The sequence below is a fragment of the Variovorax sp. Soil_C_26 genome (assembly GCF_057657075.1).
On the sequence record NZ_JBDGJC010000001.1, the window covers coordinates 916,045 to 933,066 of the forward strand.

At 69.5% G+C, this 17,022-nt stretch carries 19 protein-coding genes; 10 read left to right on the plus strand and 9 right to left on the minus strand.

All coding sequences use genetic code 11. The features are described 5' to 3' along the window. Positions 1 to 12 precede the first annotated feature (12 nt). Positions 13 to 282 carry a DUF2277 domain-containing protein gene (locus tag AC3A6G_RS04390; protein ID WP_487858412.1) on the plus strand — a complete coding sequence of 90 codons (270 nt, stop codon included), beginning with the start codon at positions 13 to 15 and terminating at the stop codon, positions 280 to 282. A 26-nt stretch (positions 283 to 308) separates the two neighbouring features. Continuing rightward, complete coding sequence (locus tag AC3A6G_RS04395; RefSeq protein ID WP_487873155.1) at positions 309 to 935, plus strand: LysE family translocator; 627 nt, start codon at positions 309 to 311, stop codon at positions 933 to 935. 6 nt (positions 936 to 941) lie between these two features. Here the strand turns inward: AC3A6G_RS04395 and AC3A6G_RS04400 are convergent, their stop codons facing one another. Beyond that, positions 942 to 1,154, minus strand: a complete 213-nt coding sequence (locus tag AC3A6G_RS04400) for a thrombospondin type 3 repeat-containing protein (protein ID WP_487858414.1) — start codon at positions 1,152 to 1,154, stop codon at positions 942 to 944. Positions 1,155 to 1,471: 317 nt separating this feature from the next. On the opposite strand from AC3A6G_RS04400, the gene pbpC reads away from it, so the two are divergent. The 3 genes from pbpC to AC3A6G_RS04415 all read left to right on the plus strand — a co-directional run bounded on the left by pbpC (position 1,472) and on the right by AC3A6G_RS04415 (position 5,736). After that, positions 1,472 to 3,664 carry a penicillin-binding protein 1C gene (gene pbpC / locus AC3A6G_RS04405; RefSeq protein WP_487858415.1) on the plus strand — a complete coding sequence of 731 codons (2,193 nt, stop codon included), beginning with the start codon at positions 1,472 to 1,474 and terminating at the stop codon, positions 3,662 to 3,664. 102 nt (positions 3,665 to 3,766) lie between these two features. Then, positions 3,767 to 4,447, plus strand: a complete 681-nt coding sequence (locus AC3A6G_RS04410; protein WP_487858416.1) for a FadR/GntR family transcriptional regulator — start codon at positions 3,767 to 3,769, stop codon at positions 4,445 to 4,447. An 11-nt stretch (positions 4,448 to 4,458) separates the two neighbouring features. Further along, positions 4,459 to 5,736 (plus strand): CynX/NimT family MFS transporter, encoded by a 1,278-nt coding sequence (locus AC3A6G_RS04415; protein ID WP_487873156.1) that lies wholly within the window; start codon positions 4,459 to 4,461, stop codon positions 5,734 to 5,736. A 6-nt stretch (positions 5,737 to 5,742) separates the two neighbouring features. Here the strand turns inward: AC3A6G_RS04415 and AC3A6G_RS04420 are convergent, their stop codons facing one another. Then, positions 5,743 to 6,561: a hypothetical protein gene (locus AC3A6G_RS04420; protein ID WP_487873157.1), complete on the minus strand. Its 819-nt coding sequence runs from the start codon at positions 6,559 to 6,561 to the stop codon at positions 5,743 to 5,745. A 130-nt stretch (positions 6,562 to 6,691) separates the two neighbouring features. On the opposite strand from AC3A6G_RS04420, the gene AC3A6G_RS04425 reads away from it, so the two are divergent. Together AC3A6G_RS04425 and AC3A6G_RS04430 are read left to right on the plus strand one after the other, a co-directional pair. Beyond that, positions 6,692 to 7,282 (plus strand): NADPH-dependent FMN reductase, encoded by a 591-nt coding sequence (locus AC3A6G_RS04425; protein WP_487858419.1) that lies wholly within the window; start codon positions 6,692 to 6,694, stop codon positions 7,280 to 7,282. Between the two features lie 375 nt (positions 7,283 to 7,657). After that, a complete protein-coding gene (locus tag AC3A6G_RS04430; RefSeq protein WP_487858420.1) occupies positions 7,658 to 8,548 on the plus strand; it encodes a universal stress protein in 891 nt (296 codons plus the stop codon). Positions 8,549 to 8,558: 10 nt separating this feature from the next. On the opposite strand, the gene AC3A6G_RS04435 is transcribed toward AC3A6G_RS04430, so the two are convergent. From AC3A6G_RS04435 to AC3A6G_RS04460, 6 genes are all read right to left on the minus strand, one after another. Further along, positions 8,559 to 8,897 carry a YnfA family protein gene (locus tag AC3A6G_RS04435; protein ID WP_487858421.1) on the minus strand — a complete coding sequence of 113 codons (339 nt, stop codon included), beginning with the start codon at positions 8,895 to 8,897 and terminating at the stop codon, positions 8,559 to 8,561. Positions 8,898 to 8,902: 5 nt separating this feature from the next. Further along, complete coding sequence (locus tag AC3A6G_RS04440) at positions 8,903 to 9,259, minus strand: hypothetical protein (protein ID WP_487858422.1); 357 nt, start codon at positions 9,257 to 9,259, stop codon at positions 8,903 to 8,905. A gap of 116 nt (positions 9,260 to 9,375) precedes the next feature. Next, positions 9,376 to 10,677 (minus strand): TRAP transporter large permease, encoded by a 1,302-nt coding sequence (locus AC3A6G_RS04445; protein WP_487858423.1) that lies wholly within the window; start codon positions 10,675 to 10,677, stop codon positions 9,376 to 9,378. Further along, positions 10,674 to 11,195: a TRAP transporter small permease gene (locus tag AC3A6G_RS04450; RefSeq protein ID WP_487873158.1), complete on the minus strand. Its 522-nt coding sequence runs from the start codon at positions 11,193 to 11,195 to the stop codon at positions 10,674 to 10,676. Before AC3A6G_RS04450 ends, AC3A6G_RS04445 begins: the two co-directional genes overlap by 4 nt. Next, the gene (gene dctP / locus AC3A6G_RS04455) at positions 11,192 to 12,181 is read right to left on the minus strand and encodes a TRAP transporter substrate-binding protein DctP (protein WP_487858425.1); all 990 of its coding nucleotides are present in this window, start codon (positions 12,179 to 12,181) and stop codon (positions 11,192 to 11,194) included. The genes AC3A6G_RS04450 and dctP overlap by 4 nt, the downstream gene beginning before the upstream one ends. Before the next feature lie 58 nt (positions 12,182 to 12,239). Continuing rightward, the gene (locus tag AC3A6G_RS04460; RefSeq protein ID WP_487858426.1) at positions 12,240 to 12,704 is read right to left on the minus strand and encodes a type II 3-dehydroquinate dehydratase; all 465 of its coding nucleotides are present in this window, start codon (positions 12,702 to 12,704) and stop codon (positions 12,240 to 12,242) included. A 67-nt stretch (positions 12,705 to 12,771) separates the two neighbouring features. On the opposite strand from AC3A6G_RS04460, the gene AC3A6G_RS04465 reads away from it, so the two are divergent. Together AC3A6G_RS04465 and AC3A6G_RS04470 are read left to right on the plus strand one after the other, a co-directional pair. Beyond that, the gene (locus AC3A6G_RS04465; protein WP_487858427.1) at positions 12,772 to 13,566 is read left to right on the plus strand and encodes an IclR family transcriptional regulator; all 795 of its coding nucleotides are present in this window, start codon (positions 12,772 to 12,774) and stop codon (positions 13,564 to 13,566) included. A 150-nt stretch (positions 13,567 to 13,716) separates the two neighbouring features. After that, positions 13,717 to 14,469 (plus strand): SDR family oxidoreductase, encoded by a 753-nt coding sequence (locus AC3A6G_RS04470; protein ID WP_487873159.1) that lies wholly within the window; start codon positions 13,717 to 13,719, stop codon positions 14,467 to 14,469. A 17-nt stretch (positions 14,470 to 14,486) separates the two neighbouring features. Here AC3A6G_RS04470 and AC3A6G_RS04475 read toward each other — a convergent pair whose 3' ends face one another. Next, positions 14,487 to 15,218 carry a GntR family transcriptional regulator gene (locus AC3A6G_RS04475; protein ID WP_487858429.1) on the minus strand — a complete coding sequence of 244 codons (732 nt, stop codon included), beginning with the start codon at positions 15,216 to 15,218 and terminating at the stop codon, positions 14,487 to 14,489. A 69-nt stretch (positions 15,219 to 15,287) separates the two neighbouring features. On the opposite strand from AC3A6G_RS04475, the gene AC3A6G_RS04480 reads away from it, so the two are divergent. Beyond that, positions 15,288 to 16,982, plus strand: a complete 1,695-nt coding sequence (locus tag AC3A6G_RS04480; RefSeq protein ID WP_487858430.1) for a thiamine pyrophosphate-binding protein — start codon at positions 15,288 to 15,290, stop codon at positions 16,980 to 16,982. Positions 16,983 to 17,022: the final 40 nt, after the last annotated feature.

Below are 17,022 nucleotides of genomic sequence, written 5' to 3' on the forward strand. Positions count from 1 at the left end.
AGCGAATCACCCATGTGTAGAAGCATCAAGACCCTGTACAACTTCGAGCCGCCCGCCACCGAGCAGGAGATCCGCGCCGCCGCACTGCAGTTCGTGCGCAAGCTCAGCGGCTTCAGCGTGCCGTCGAAGGCCAACGAGCAGGCCTTCGAGCGCGCAGTCGACGAGGTGGCCGCGAGCGCCGGACGGCTGATCGGCGCGCTGGTCACGAGCGCCGAGCCGCGCGACCGGGCCATCGAGGCCGAGCGCGCGAAGGCCAGGTCGGCGGCGCGCTTCGGCACCTGAACGTTCTTCACTGGAGAAAAACACCCATGCCCATCGAACTCTGGCTCGCCTTCGTCGCCGCCTCGGCCGTGCTGCTGGTCATCCCGGGGCCAACCATCCTCACGGTCATCAGCTACTCCATGTCGCACGGCCGGCGCGCCAACGTGCCGCTGGTCGCGGCGGTGGCGCTGGGCGACTCCACTGCGCTGGTGGTGTCGCTGCTCGGCCTCGGCGCCCTGCTGGCGGCCTCTGCGTTCTGGTTCACGGTGGTGAAATGGGCGGGCGGGTTGTACCTGCTCTATCTCGGCATCAAGCTGCTGCGCGCCGGCACCGGCAACACTGACATCGCGGCCCCGGCCGCGCCCGATTCGCGTTGGCGGCTGTTCGCCAACACCTACCTCGTGACGGCACTCAATCCCAAGGGCATCGTGTTCTTCGTGGCCTTCCTGCCGCAGTTCCTGAGCCCCGCAGCCGACGTGACGCGCCAGCTGTGGGTGCTGGCGATCACCTTCGTGGCGATGGCGGCGCTGAACGCCACGCTCTATGCGGTGTTCGCGGGATCGGCGCGCAGGTTGCTGGCCTCGCCGCGTGCGCAGAGGCGCTTCAACCTTGCGGGCGGTTCGCTGCTGAGCGCGGCCGGCGTCTGGGCATTGTTGGCACGCCGGCCCGCCTGAGCCGCCTCAGCGGTTCGGATTGTTCGGCCGGCGGTCGTAGCGGTTCGGCACGCCGTCGTTGTCGCGGTCGCGGTCATAGCGGTTGGGCACACCGTCGCGGTCGCGGTCCCGATCGCCATGGGCCGGGCGCGGCGGCGGCGGACGGTCGTAGGCGGGGGCGACGACGCAGCCGGCCAGCACGGCCGATGCGACCAGCAGAAGGGGCAATGTCTTGTTCATGATTTTCTCCTTGGCGTTGTGGGAAGCCGGCCTGCGCTACGGCAAACCGAATCCGCATTGAAGTCCACCTCCGTCTCGACGCGGTATCCGCTGTGAGGCTCGCACGTGAAGTTCGTTACGGGATGTGGTGCGTGTTGCGACTTTGGACATTTGGCCGCCCAGGCGAAGGCAGCGGCGCGCCTGTTTCGGGGTAGGTGCAGTTCCCGTGGCGGGATCGTCGGGCGTTTGGCCGAGAATGGCGCGCAGCGCCTTGCTCGCACGCTTCTTTTTCCATGCCGTACCGCCCGCCCCTCCTCGCCCGACACCGCCGCCTCGCCATGGCGCTGGTGGCTGCCGTGGCATGCGCGCACGCGGTACCCACCGCCGCGGCGGTGATGCGCTTCGACGAGGTGAAGCGCGGCTTCCGGCCGTCGGACACGGCGGTGCTCGACCGCCACGGCGAGTTGCTGCAGCGCGTGCGCACCGACGCCAGCGTGCGGCGCGGCCAGTGGATCGCGCTGGCCGACGTGTCGCCCGCGCTGCGCACGGCCATGGTGCTGAGCGAGGACCGGCGCTTCTACGAGCACAGCGGCGTCGACTGGCGCGCGGTCTCGTCGGCGGCCTGGGGCAATCTCTGGAACACGCGCACGCGCGGCGCATCGACCATCACGATGCAGCTCGCCGGCCTGCTCGACGAGGACCTGCGCCGCGCCAACAGCGGCCGCACCCTGTCGCAGAAGATCGGCCAGACGGTGGCAGCCGCGCAGCTGGAACGCAGCTGGCGCAAAGACCAGATCCTCGAGGCCTACCTCAACAGCGTGCCGTTCCGCGGCGAGATCGTGGGCATCGATGCACTCTCGCGCACGCTGTTCGGCAAGGCGCCGAGCGGGCTCGATGCGCGCGAGGCCAGCGTGGCCGCCGCGCTGGTGCGCGCGCCCAATGCCAAGCCGGCGGTCGTGGCGCAGCGCGCCTGCGACGTCATGCGAGCCATGGCGCCGGGCGAAAAGATCGACTGCGAGGCGCTCGACATGTTCACCAGCGCCGCGGTGCAGCGGCGCGCCTTCGATGCGAGCGAGGGCATCGCGCCGCATGCCGCACGCCGCGCGCTGAGGGACTTGCGCGAGTCCGCCGCGACCGGGCGCGAGGACGACGCCAGCGTGCGGACCACGTTGCGCGCGCCGCTGCAGCGCTTTGCGCTCGAGACGCTGCAGCGCCACCTGAAGGAGCTGCGCGGCCGCCATGTGGAAGACGGCGCGCTCGTGGTGCTCGACAACGCGAGCGGCGAAGTGCTGGCGTGGGTCGGCTCGTCGGGGCCGCTGAGCCAGGCGGCCGAAGTGGATGCGGTCACCGCGCTGCGCCAGCCGGGCTCCACGCTCAAGCCGCTGCTCTATGCGCAGGCCATCGCCGAGCGGCGCATCACGGCCGCGTCGCTGATCGACGATTCATCGGCGCAGATCGGCACCGCCAGCGGGCTCTACATTCCGCAGAACTACGACCGCCGGTTCAAGGGGCCGGTGTCGGTGCGCACCGCGCTGGCCGCATCGCTCAACGTGCCGGCCGTGCGCACCCTGGTGATGGTGTCGCCCGAATCCTTCGCGCGCCAGCTGCGCGCCGCAGGCCTGCCGCTGCGCGAGAGCGGCGACTACTACGGCTACAGCCTCGCACTCGGCAGCGCCGAGGTGTCGCTGCTGTCGCTGGCCAATGCCTACCGCGCACTCGCCAACGGCGGGCGCCACGGGCCGACGACGCTGGTCGCGCGCGCGCCTGCCGCCGTGCGCAAGCCCGTTGCGCCGGTGTTCGATCCGCGTGCGGCCTTCATCGTCGGCGACATCCTGTCCGATCCGAATGCACGCATGCGCACCTTCGGGCCCGACAGCCTGCTTTCCACACGCTTCTGGACCGCGGTCAAGACCGGCACCAGCAAGGACATGCGCGACAACTGGGCCGTGGGCTGGTCCGAGCGCTACACGGTCGGCGTGTGGGTCGGCAATGCGAGCGGCGCGGCGATGTGGGACGTGAGCGGCACCACCGGCGCGGCGCCGGTGTGGGCCGAGCTGATGCGCTTCCTGCATGCGCGCGAACCGAGCCGCGCGCCGCGCCCGCCGGCCGGCGTGGTCGCGGCGCAGGTGGCTTTCGGCGCGGGCGAAGACGGCAATGCGCTCGAAGCCGCACGCAGCGAATGGTTCGTGCAGGGCACCGAACAGCCGCTCTTCGCACTCGACACCGGCAGCACCGGCGCACCCGCGGGCGCAGTGCCTGCGCGCATCACCGCGCCGGCCGACGGCACCATCATCGCGCTCGACCCCGACATCCCGCCGTTGCACCAGCGCGTGCGCTTCGAGTCCGAAGGCCGCGGCGTGCAGTGGCACCTCGACGGCAAGCCGTTCGCGCGCGGCAACAGTGCGCAATGGCTGCCCTGGCCGGGCCGCCACGTGATCGAACTGGTGGACGCCACGGGCAAGGTGGTCGACCGGCGCCGACTCGAGGTGCGCGGCGCCGGCGTGCTCGCCAAGAGCGCAAGCCGGCGTTAACAATTGCCCTGCCGCCGACTGCGGCATTCCGGCTCGGCCAGAATTCATCCAATGATTCAATGACCCACCGGGTCGTTCGCCCCCTTTCTCTTCTTCGCATCCATGCTCCTGCAGGCACCTCGCACTTCCCTGGCCGACAGCGCGGCCAACAGCATCCGCGCCGAGATCGCGGCCGGCCGCTGGCCGGTCGGCTCGCGCATCCCGATCGAACCGCAGCTCGCGCAGTTGCTCGGCGTGAGCCGCGGCACCGTGCGCGAAGCGGTCAAGACGCTGGTCTCGCGCGGCCTGCTCGAAGTGCGGCAGGGCTCCGGCACCTACGTGCGCTCGGGGTTCGATCCGTCGGCCAGCCTGCAGAAGCTGCGTCGCGCGAGCCTGCGCGACCAGTTCGAGGTGCGCCGAGCGCTCGAGGTCGAGGCCGCGCGCCTCGCGGCCGTGCGCCATACCGCCAAGGACCTGCGCAACCTCAAGGCCCTGCTCGCCAAACGTGGCGTGCCCGATGCCGGCGACGGCGGCGCAGCGTTCGTCGAGCGCGACCTCGCCTTCCACCTCGCGATCGTCGACATCTCGGGCAATCTTGCGCTGGCCGAGACCTGCCGCTTCATCGGCGGCTACATCAAGGAGACCATCGCCAGCACGATGCACACCGCCCTGCCCGAGCCCGACAGCGCGGCGCACGGCGCGATCGTCGATGCCATCGCGAGCCGCGATCCCGACCGCGCGGCCGAGGCGGTGCGCACCTTCCTGTCGCCGATGATCGACGCGCTCGCGCGGGAGGCGGAATGAGCGCCGCATCCATGAGCGCGGCCCCCATGCAACCGGTGGCGACGAGGGAGTTGCTGATCGACGCCGAGGCCGACAGCCTGCCCGCACCGCGCGCCACGCCCGCGCCGAGCCTGGCGCGCCGCATCCTGCTCGGCGCCAGCGTCGTACTGATCGCCTTCAACTTGCGCCCGGTGTTTGCGAGCCTCTCGGTGGTGCTGCCCGAGATCATCCAGGCCACGGGCCTTTCGGCCACGGCCGCGAGCCTGTTGACCACGCTGCCCATCGTCTGCCTCGGCGCGTTCGCGCCGCTCGCGCCCTGGCTCGGCCGGCGCTTCGGCACCGAGCGCACGCTGCTCGGCTGCATGCTGCTGATCTTGGTGGGCACCGCGCTGCGCGGCATCGGCAGCATCCCGCTGCTGTTCGTCGCATCGGCCATTGCGGGCAGCGGCATCGCGGTGGCGAACGTGCTGCTGTCGGGCCTGGTCAAGCGCGACTTCGCGCGGCACGCGGCGCTGATGATGGGCCTCTACACCATGGCAGTCTGCGGCGGTGCGGCCAGTGCCGCAGGCCTGACGGTGCCGCTCGAGCATGCGCTCGGCGGCGGCTGGACCGGCGCGCTTGCGATGTGGGCGGTGCCCGCGTTGCTGGTCACGCTGCTCTGGGCGCCGCAGGCACTGCCGCTCGAACCGGTAGCGAGCGAATCGGGCTTCACGGTGCGCGGCCTCTGGCGCGACCCGCTGGCCTGGCAGGTCACCTTCTTCATGGGCTTGCAGTCGGCGCTCGCGTACATCGTGATGGGCTGGCTCGCGCCGATCCTGCGCGAGCGCGGGCTCGGCAGCGAAGTGGCCGGCTACGTGGTGTCGCTCTCGGTCATGACGCAGGTGGTGACCTGCCTCGTCGTGCCCGCGCTCGCGGTGCGGCTGCGCAACCAGCGCGCGCTCGCGGCGGTGCTCTCGCTGCTGACCGTGGCGGCCATGCTCGCAATGCTCATCGCGCCGCTCGGCGGCGTGTGGTTCTGGGGCGTGCTGTTGGGCATCTCGCAAGGCGGCACCTTCGCGCTCGCGCTCACGATGATCGTGCTGCGCTCGCGTGATTCGCACGTCGCGGCCCATCTCTCGGGCATGGCGCAGGGCGTGGGCTACATGGTGGCCGCGCTCGGTCCGCTCGTCGCAGGCCTGCTGCACGGCTGGACCGGCAGCTTCCGCGCGTCGGCCTGGCTCTTCGTCGGGCTCGGCATTGCGCTGGTGCTGGCCGGCCTCGGCGCGGGCCGCACGCTCTACGTGGGCGCGGTGACGGTACCGCGGCGCTAGTCTCGGCTACTGCGGCCCGCCGCAGAACCCGACCCGCTCGGTCGTGGTGGCGGCAAAGTGCAGGCGCGAGGTGGTGGCGGCGTTCGCGGGCGCATGCGCCGGCCAGTCGCTCTGCAGCCATGTGTATTGCCAGCGGTAGGGCTCGCCGGGCCGCGCCGGTTCGCCGTAGGTGATGCGAAGGCTGCCGCTGCTCTCGTCGTGGCAGTGCTTCGACTGCTTGTATTCCTTCTCGCTGAAGCAGGCGCGGACCATCTTCGTGCACGAAAAAGGAATGCCCTCGGCCACCATGCGCGTGCCTTCGAGCGGCACGAAATCGGCCTTGCTGAACGCGGCGCCGCCGCCCGAATACGACTCCGACACTGTCTGCACCACGGCCACGGCCCACTGGCCCTCGGCCACGGGATAGAGCGCGGGCGAGAGCGACAGGTCTGCCCCCGACATCGGGTTGCCAGAGTCCTTGCGGATGGCTTCGGCATAGCCGCTGAAGTCGTGCAGCCGCTGCAGCTGCCAGCCGCCCGCGCCTTTGCCGCTGCCGCCGCGCTGCACACGCGCAATGGCAAGCGGCTCGACCGAGACCACCGCATAGTCGCCTGCGGCGCCGCCACGCGGCTTGTACAGCCCCAGCGCCTGCGCGACGCAGGGCTGGGGCAGCAGCGCGCAAAGGCGCACGCGCCAGTCCGGATCGACCGCCTCGGGCTTCTGCACCGCGACGAACACCTGGGCCGATGGCGTTGCCGCCAACGCCGGGCCGGCGGCCATCGACAAGGCAAGGAGCATCGGCAGCGCCGAAGCAGCAGCGGGGAGAAAGGCGGGCGGCTGGTTCATCGCCGGCAATGGTAGCGACGCGATGGCAAAGATGCTGCTACCAAATAATGCCAGGCTACCCACTGCCCGCACCGATGGGGTAGCCTTTGCCGTGGGCCGCCGTGGCCCGCAACGCATGGAGCGACGACGCATGACCGACAGGATCCTGGTTCTCTATGGCTCGTACCGCTCGGACCGCATGGGCATCCGGCTGGCCGACTACCTGGTCGCCGGGCTGCGTGCGCGCGGTGCCGACGCCGAACTCGTCGACGCCCAGGCCGTCGGGCTGCCGATGCTCGACCGCATGTACAAGGAATATCCCAAGGGCAGCGCACCGCCGGCCATGGAAGCCCTGGCACAGAAGATCAAGGCCGCCGACGCCTTCGTCTTCGTCACAGGCGAATACAACTGGGGACCGCAACCGGGCCTGAAGAACCTCACCGACCACTTCCTCGAGGAATGGTTCTGGCGCCCCGCGGCCATCGCGAGCTACTCGGCGGGGCGTTTCTCGGGCGTGCGCTCGGGCACGGCCTGGCATTCGATCCTGTCGGAAATGGGCATGGTCGTGGTGTCAAGCACGCTCGCCGTCGGGCCGATCTCGCAGACGCTCGATGCGGCAGCCAAGCCCACGGGCAGCGCGGGCGAGTCGCTGGACCGCGCCTTCGGCCGCTTTGCCGACGACCTCGCATGGTGGACCGAAGCGGCACGCGCGCAGCGCTCGCGCAAGGCACCGCCTTACTGAGCACGCGCGGATCGCCCGCGCAATCTGGCAGAGAACGTGAGGCCTCTCATTGCCTTTGCGCGCGGGCTTTCCTACACTCGGCGCCATGCAACGCCAAGCTCCCATCCGCGACACATCGCGCACGGTCTTCACCGTGCGGATGATGGCGGGGTCGCACCAGACCCTCGCACATCCCTGAGCCCGGCGGTCAGCCTCCCCCTTCCCTTTTTCAGCATTCACATCGACCGCCGGGCACCCGCCCCGCGCGGTGGCGCGCCCCTTTCTGCGGGCATGCCGCGCTTTTTTCCAAGCTGATTTCTCCCGCTGTTCGCGGCCGCATCGCCTCCATGCAGGCGGGTGCGGCCGCGGCGGCCTTGCCATGCGGAAAGAGCACCGATGAACATCCAATCCATCCTCGCGCTGACGGACCTGTCCGTGCGCGGCCTGCGCACCGTGGCGCGCGCGGCCTTCCTTGCGCAGGCGCACGGCGCTCTGCTGAAGATCATGTATGCGCCCGCGGCCTTCGCGGCGCCGGCCGATGCCGACGCGGCCCAACGCCTTGGCGCGCTCTGCCTCGAGACGGCCGAGGGCTTCGGCATCCTCGTGAAGAAGGTCGACGATGCCAGCGGACGGTTCGATGCCGCCGCGGAAGAGGCGCGCTGGTGCGACCTGATCGTGATCGGCGACGAGGTCGACCGTTCACCTGCGTCGTTCTTCCACGGCCAGCCCGCGGAGCGCCTGCTGCGCAGCGCGGCCAAGCCCGTGCTGGTGAGCCGGCTCGCTGCTGCTGCGGCGGCGGGCGGCTACGCGCGCATCCTCGTCGCGGTCGATCTGCGGCGAGACGCGGGCGCGCTGGTCGACATGGCCTGCGCCTTCGATGGCGCGGCCGAGGTCGAGATGTTCCACGCCTTCAGCCCCGCGTACGAAGGCAAGCTGCGCTACGCCGACGTGTCGACGCGCATCATCGAGCACTACCGCGAGACCTGCGCACGCCATGCGCGCGAGCGGCTGCTGCGGCTGTCGGACGCGTCGAGTGCGCGCCGCAACCGCGTAGTCTCGTCTGTCGGGCGCGGCGACCCCGCGCGCCAGTTGGCCGTGCAGCAGCAGTACACCCGCGCAGACCTGCTGGTGGTCGGCAAGCGCAGGCGTGCAGCGCTCGTGGACTTTCTCTGCGGCAGCGTGGCGCAGCGCGTGCTTCGCGGGGCCGCGAGCGACGTGCTCGTGGTGCCGCACGACGCCATCGCCCGACGGCAGGCGCGCTTCAGGCGCGAGGTGCGGATGGACTGAATCCGCCGCCTCAGCGCCCCGCGCCGCGCGGTCCGAACATGATGATCGCCATGCCGATGAAGCACACCGCCACGCCGACCCAGTCGCTCGTGGACGGCGTTACCTTGTCCACGGCCCAGAGCCACAGGATGGCGACGCCGATGTAGACCCCGCCGTACGCCGCATACACGCGGCCCGCGGCCGTCGGATGGAGCGACAGCAGCCACGCGAAAAGCGCCAGGCTCAGTGCCGCCGGCACCAGCAGCCAGGCCGAGCGGCCTTGCTTGAGCCAAAGGTAAGGCAGGTAGCAGCCGACGATTTCGGCCAGCGCGGTGACGATGAAGAGGCCGAAGGTCTTGAGAACGTCCATGGCGCCTAGTCCCGAAACCAGATCTTGAGCGTGACGTACACCGCATAGCCCAAACCGAGCACCAACCAGGCAAGGAAGAACATGTTGGCCCAGTAGTCGCCAGCATTCGTTGCCAAGGTGTAGACCTGCATCTTGCAGGCCTTGCCGACGCATGGCACTTCACCCCTGACCAGCGCGCGTGCGAACTCGAACAGGAAGTAGCAGGCCAGCGCAGCGGCCATCAGCAAGCCCACCGGCCCCGCGACCCCTTCGTTGCGTTCGCCGTTCTCGTTCCAGCGCCCCTTGCGGAGCTGTTTCTGCCCGTATTTGTACCAGGCGAATCCAAGCAGGAGCATCAGAAAGTAGTAGAGGGCGGTGATCATGTCGTCGAACCGTGGCGCTGTGAAAAGAGCGCGTCGGCACGGATCGTATCCGAGCAACGGAGCGTCACGTCGACGACCGCTGTGCCCTGTTGGACGCAGGGCGTCCCCGTCGCCTGCTAGCCCGAATACCCCGCCAGACGCGGCAGGAACAGCACCAGGTCGGGCCACACCGTCACCAGCGCCAGTGCGCCGAACATGACCAGCAGGAACGGAAAGGCTTCCCGCACCAGCACCGCCATCGAGACATTGGCGATCTTGCTCATCATGAACAGCAGCAGCCCGTAAGGCGGCGTGACGAGGCCGATCATGATGTTCAGCACCGCCATCACGCCGAAGTGCACCGGGTCGATGCCCAGCGACACCGCGGTCGGCAGCAGCACGGGCAGGATGATCAGGATGATGGTCGAGCCTTCGAGGAAGGCGCCGAGCACCAGCAGGATCAGGTTGACGAGCAGCAGAAAGGCCATCGGCGAAAGGCTCAAGCCCTTCATCGCGGTGCTCAGCGTGGCGGGAATGTTCTCCGACGTGATCACGTAGTTGAACACCAGCGCACCCGCGATCAGCATGCCGATCGAGACGCTCATGCGCGCGCTCGACAGCAGCGACTGGTACAGGTCGGCCCAGCGCATGCTGCGGTAGAGCCCGACGGAGATCAGCAGCGCATAGGCGGCGGCGATGCCGGCGGCCTCGGTGGGCGTGGTCACGCCGCTGTAGAGGCAGCCGAGCAGGATCACCGGCAGCATCAGCGCCGGCAGCGCTTCGCGCGTGATGCGCGGCATCTCGCGCAGCGGCACCCTCGGCTCCACCGGAAAGCCGCGGCGCCGCGCGAGCACGTAGATCAGTGCCATCTGCACCGCGCCGAGCAGCAGGCCGGGCAGCACGCCGCCGATGAAGAGATAGCCGATCGAGGTGCCCGACACCAGCGCATAGAGCACCAGCGGGATCGAGGGCGGCAGGATGGGGCCGATCACCGCCGAAACCGCGCTCAGCGCGGCGGCGAAGCCCGGCGTGTACTTGCCGTCGCGGGTCATCATGGCCTGCATCAGCTTGCCGGAGCCCGCGGCATCGGCCAGCGCCGAGCCCGACATGCTCGCGAACACAATGCTCTGCAGCACGTTGACCTGCGCGAGTCCGCCCGGAAAGCGGCCCACGAGCGCATTGCAGAAGCGCAGCAGCCGGTCGAGGATGCTGCCCGAGCTCATGATGGTGGCCGCGAGGATGAAGAGGGGAATCGCGAGCAGCAGAAAGCTCGAGTAGGTGCCGTTGAGCAGCTGCTCGGCCGCGGCGCCCATGTCCATGCCCTTGAGGTACAGGTACAGCACCGAGCCGGCGATCATCGCGTGGCCGACGGGCACGCCGAGCAGGCTGAGCGCCACGATCGCGTAGAGCGCCAGCGAGAGGGGACTGGTGAAATTCACAATGCGGAGGGAGAAGCGGATGGATCGGCAGGCGCGGTGCGCGCGGGTCCGCGCACGAGCAGGCGAAGGTTGCGGGCGATGACGGCCACGACGAAGACGAGGTAGATCGCATAGAGCCAGTCCATGCGAATGCCGAGGTACGAGCTCTTCTCGACCTTCATGAAGCTCACGTAGTCGTACGACGCGGGCAGCGACATGCCGAACAGCACGATCACGCCGAGCGAGGCCACGGCGCCGGCGACGCGCCGCACGCGCCGGCTGGCGATGCCGGCGACGATGTCGATGCGGATCTCTTCCTCGTCCTTCAGCACGAAGGCCGCGCCCCACAGCACCAGCCAGAGCCAGGCCGCGAGCGAGAGCTCGGTGGTCCAGCCCACGGGCCAGTCGAAGATGTAGCGCGCAGCGATCTGCACGATGAAGGCGACGAAGATCACCGCCAGAAGCGTGGCCGCAACCGCCTCGGCGAAGCGGTGCAGCAGATGGAGGATGCGGCCGAGCATTGCAGCAGCCGCCTTCACTTCATGGCGTTGATCTTGTCGAGCATGCCGGCCGGCCAGCTCTTGGCGTCGGCCGAGGCGAGGTACGCCTTCTGCGCATGTGCACGGAAGGCGGCGATGTCGGGCGCATACACCTCGAGCCCCTGCTTGCGGAAGCTCTCGGCCAGTTCAGCCTCGCGCTTCTGGTGCTCGGCGGTGCTCCAGGCGATGGCCTTGTCGGCGGCGGCCTGGAAGGCCTGCTGCTTCGCGGGCGCCATGCCCTGCCAGGTCTTCATGTTGACGGCCAGCACGTCGAAAGCCACGAGGTGCGAGGTCAGCACGATCTGCGACATGACCTCGTAGAACTTCATGTTCTGCACGTTCGGCAGCGGGTTGTCCTGGCCGTCGATTGCGCCGGTCTGCAGGCCGGTGTAGGTCTCGGCGTAGGCCATGGGCGTGGGGTTGGCACCGAGCGAGCGGCCCAGCATCTGCCAGGTGTCGCCGGGCGGCATGCGCAGCTTGATGCCGGCCAGGTCGGCGGGCGCGTTGATGCGCTTCTTGGGCTTGATGCCGACGTGGCGCGTGCCGAAGAAGGTCGGCCCGAGGATCTTCACCTTGAGCTGGTCTTCGACCATCTTCTTCATCTGCGTGCCGAGGTCGCTCGCGAAGAAGCTGTTCAGGTGGTTGGCATCGCGGAACAGGTAGGCCGAGGTGAGCAGCGACCATGCGGGCACCTGCTTGGAGATGTCCTGCGGCGCGATGTTGCCCATCTCGAGGTTGTCGCGCTGCAGCGCCACGAGTTCGGTGCCCTGGCGGAACAGCGTCGAGTTGAGGAACATCTCGACCTTGAAGTCGGCCTCGATGTCCTTGGCGAACTGCTTCATCATGTCGGCGCGGATGTCCTTGTCGGAGAACACGGCGGCGAAGCGCAGCGTGGGCTGGCCCTGGGCCCAGGCCGGCACGGCGGCACCGGCGGCCAGTGCGGCACCCGCGCCCAGCAGCGTGCGGCGGTCGATGGAACGGTTCATGGTTTTGTCTCCTGTTTTCTCTTGGCGATTGGAATGATGAACGAAGGCGAAGGCGGGCTCAGGCCGCGGTGGCCGCCGCGGGCTCCGGCGCCAGCCGCTGGGCCAGCGCCCGGAGCGCGAGCTCGTAGCCGAAGGGCCCGAAGCCGCAGATCACGCCGGTGGCCGCCAGCGAGACCAGCGAATTCTGATAGAGCGCGTCGCGCCGATGGATGTTGGTCACGTGGACTTCGGCGATCGGCTGGTCCAGCGTCTTGAGCGCATCGAGCAGCGGGATCGAGCGGAACGACAGCCCCGCCGGATTGATGACGACCGCCGCGGCACGCTCGCGCGCTTCCTGTACCCAGTCGACGAGCACGCCTTCGTGGTTGCTCTGGCGAAATTCGCAGCCGAGGCCCAGTTCGTCCGCCACGCGGCGGCAGAGCTGCTCCACCTGCGCCAGCGTCGTGCTGCCGTACAGGTGCGGCTCGCGCACGCCGAGCAGGTTGAGGTTGGGGCCGTTGAGGATGTAGACGATGGGACGCATGCGGCCGATTCTTCGGCCCGGCCGCCAAAGGCTTTCCAGACTGGAAACCTATTTCATAATGCGGCGCATGAGCATCTCCCTCGACCGTGGCCTCTCCGTGCTGGAGCATCTCTCGCACCATCCGCAGGGGCTGCCGCTGACGCTGCTCGCGTCCGAGCTCGACATTCCGCCGAGCGCCTGCCACCGCTTGCTCGCGGAGCTGCAGCGACGCGGCTACGTTCGGCAGGCGCGCAAGCAGGGCGACTATGTGCTGACCACCAAGGTGGTCTCGCTCGGGCTCGGTTTCCTGAGCGGCGCGGGCATCGTGAACGTGGCCGAGCCGCTGCTGGAGCGGCTCGGGCAGGCTTCGGGCGAGCTGGTCCGCCTGTCGATCGTCGACGAGGATCGCCTCACCTGGGTCGCCAAGTCGCAGGGCCTGCGCCAGGCGGGGCTGCGCTACGACCCCGACATGGGCATGGACGCGCGCCTGTCGTGCACCTCGTCGGGCCATGCCTGGCTGATGACGCTGAGCGACGAGCGCGCGCTCGAACTGGTCTCGCGCCAGGGCTTCGGCACGCCGGCCGAATACGGTCCGAAGGCGCCCACGACGATCCGTGCGCTGCTCGGCTACCTGCACGCGGCGCGGGTGCGCGGCTACGCAATGATCGACGAGGTCTTCGCGCCCGGCATGTCGGCCATGGCCGCGCCGGTGTTCCGCCGCAAGGAAGTGATCGGCGTCATCAGCATCGCGGGGCCGCGCACCCGCCTGGGCAGCGACCGCATGCACGAACTCGCGCCCGCGCTGCTGGCGGCCACCGCCGAGCTCGGGCCGGTCAGCAATGCGTCGAGCCTGTTCGGGCGGCCCGCACTCGGCAAGGGCTGAACCGGTCCCTTATTCCCGCGCGGATTGCAGGATCAGGCAAGAACGCCGTTCGATTCGTCTACCGCCCGCCGCAGTGTCGGCACGAAACTTCCCTGCATGGCCGGCGCAGCCCCTGCGCCATGCTTCAGACAGACCGCAGAGGAGTTTCACATGAGCGCAATCCGAGAGAAAGTCGTCCTCATCACCGGCGCGAGCGGCGCCATCGGCGAAGCCACTGCGCGCCTGCTGGCACGCCGCGGCGCCAAGGTGGTGCTCGGCGCCCGCCGCACCGAGCGGCTCGAGGCGCTGGCCGGGCAGATCGCGGCCGAAGGCGGCACCGCGAGCTGGCAGCGGCTCGACGTGACGTGGCGCCCCGACGTCGAATCTTTTGCCGAATTCGCGCTCGAGCAGCACGAGCGCATCGACGTGCTGGTCAATGCCGCTGGCGTGATGCCGCTCGCGCCGCTGTGGACGCGCAAGGTCGACGAGTGGGAGCTGATGATCGACGTCAACCTGCGCGGCGTGCTGCTCGGCATGGCGGCGGTGCTGCCGACGATGCAGGAACAGGGCGCGGGCCACATCGTCAACGTGGCGCCGGTGCCGGCCGAGGGCGTGTCGCCGAACTCGGCCGTCTACTGCGGCACGCAGTACGCGATCGACGCGGTTTCCGAAGGCCTGCGGCAGGAGCATGCCGGGCGCATTCGCGTGACGGTGGTGCGCCCCGACGTGAGTGCGGCGAACATCACGCTGGCCGACCACATCGCGGCCTGCAGTGCGTTCGAGCGCATGGTCACGCGGCGCCGCATCGCGGTGCCCGCCGAGGCGGTGGCGCGCTCGATCGCCGGCGCGATCGAAGGCGGCAGCATTGCCGCGCCACGCCGCCCGGCATGGCGGCCGCGGCCGGCCGAGCACGCCGCGTTCTGACGCCGCTCTGACGTCGTTCAAGCCCGCGGCTCGGCGGGCAGGTAGATCCGCGTCAGGCCCTTGGCGATGGCGTCGACGATCTGCTCCTTGCGCAGCCCGATGTGCTCCTTGAGCACGCGCTGCGCCGCGGTTTCGTCGCGCGCGGCCAGCGCCTTCAGGATCTGCTGGTGCTCCTTCTGCGTGGCGTTGCGCCCCACGTTCTCCATGTCGATCCAGCGGATGAAGCGGATGCGCTCGTTCAGCACGCCCAGCATGCGGCGCAACTCCTGGTTGCGTGCCATGTCGGCAATGCGCAGATGGAAGCCCTCGTCGAGCTCCACCAACTGCTCCACCGGCGCATCGGGCGGCGCCTTCTGGCTCGCAGCCAGGTAGGTCCGGGCCTGGGCGATGTCCTCGTCGGTGGCGCGCAGGATCGCCAGCGACAGGCAGGCGCTTTCGACGGCCACCCGCGCCTCGTACAGGTCGAGCGTCTCCTGCACATCGAGCGGACGGCGCACGAAGCCGCGCGTGGCGGGCAGCAGGAAGCCGTCGTTCACCAGCCGGGCCAGCGCCTCGCGCACGGGCGTTCGGCTTACGCCCAGCCGCTCGGCCAGCTCGATCTCGCTGAGGCGCTCGCCCGGCTTGAGCTGGTAGGAGATCGCCATGTCGCGCAGCGCCTCGAAGACGCCCGAGCCCCGTTCGCGCCGCAGCTTGGAGATGGGTGTGACGGGGCCGGGCGCGACCACCGGGCTGCCGCTTGTCTTGTGCATGTTTTTAAGTATACTGAAATGCGTTCTTAACTGGACCCCCACAGGGTCCACCCCGCTGGAGCTTATCGAATGTCATCCATGAACGGCGCGGACGCGCTGGTGCGCATGCTGCAACTCAACGGCGTCAAGCACATCTTCGGACTGTGCGGCGACACCAGCCTGCCCTTCTACGACGCACTGGCGCGCCTCGACCACGGCATGGACCACGTGCTCACGCGCGACGAGCGCAGCGCCGCCTACATGGCCGACGCCTATGCCCGCGTCACCGGCAAGCCCGGCATCTGCGAAGGTCCGAGCGGCGGCGGCGCGACCTACCTGCTGCCCGGACTGGTGGAAGCCAACGAATCGGCCATTCCGGTGCTGGGCATCACCTCGGACGTGTCGGTCGGCGCGCGCGGCAAGTTCCCGCTGACCGAACTCGACCAGCAGGCGCTCTACCAGCCGCTGACCAAGTGGAACACCACGATCGACCGCGTCGACCAGATCCCGCACGCGGTGCGCAGCGCCTTCCGCGCCATGGTCACCGGCCGGCCCGGCGCCACGCACATCTGCCTGCCCTACGACGTGCAGAAGCACGCCATCGATCCGGCTGAGGTCTGGGCGCAGCCGGGGCACGACCGCTACCCCGCCTACCGCTTCGCGCCCGACCCGGCCGAGGTCGAACGCGCGGCCGACAAGCTGGTGGCGGCGCGCTGCCCGGTCATCGTGTGCGGCGGCGGCGTGGTCATCTCGGGCGGCCATGCCGCGCTGGAGGCGCTGGCCACGCAGCTGAACGCGCCCGTCTGCATCACCATCAGCGGCAGCGGCAGCCTGCCGAGCAGCCATCCGCTGAATGCGGGCGTGATCGGCACCAACGGCGGCGTCGAGGCCACGCGCGATGTCATCGCCGAGGCCGACCTGGTGCTGTTCGTCGGCGCGCGCGCGGGCTCGACCACCACCGAACACTGGAAGATGCCGGCACGCGAGGTAGCGATCCTGCACCTGGACATCGACCCCGGCACCATCGCCACCAACTACCGCACCGACGTGGCACTGGTCGGCGACGCACGCCTGGGCCTGGCCGCGCTGGCCGCGGCGGTGGGCGAGCGCATCGCGCACCGGCCGGCCGATGCCGCCGACGGCCGCGCGATCGTGGCGCGCAGCCGCGCGCAGAAGCAGGCCTTCTTTGCCGGGCTGGCCCGATCGACCGATCGCCCGATCAAGCCCGAGCGGGTGGTCGATGCACTGAACCGGCTGCTGCCCGCCAATGCCGTGGTGGTGGCCGACCCCGGCACGCCGTGCCCGTATTTCGCCGCCTACTTCGACGCACCGCAGGCCGGGCGCCACTTCATCACCAACCGCGCCCACGGTGCGCTCGGCTTCTCGATGGCCGCAGGCGTCGGCGCGGCGTTCGGCCGGCCCGACGCCATGGTGGTCTCCGTGATGGGCGACGGCAGCTTCGGCTTCACCTGCGGCGAGATGGAAACCATCGTGCGGCGCGGCGTGCCGTTGAAGATGATCGTGTTCTCCAACGCGGTGTTCGGCTGGATCAAGGCCAGCCAGAAGACCGGCTACGACGAGCGCTACTACTCGGTCGACTTCAACCGCACCGACCATGCGCGCGTGGCCGAGGCCTTCGGCGTGAAGGCCTGGCGCGTGGAAGACCCGAGCGAGCTGGAGGCCGCGCTCAAGGCGGCGCTGGCGCATGACGGTCCGGCGCTGGTCGACGTGCTCTCGCAGCCGTTGCAAGACACCGCAGTGCCGGTCAGCCAGTGGATGGGTTGAGCAAGAATCGAGCGTCCACAGCAGTCACTCACATCGAAAG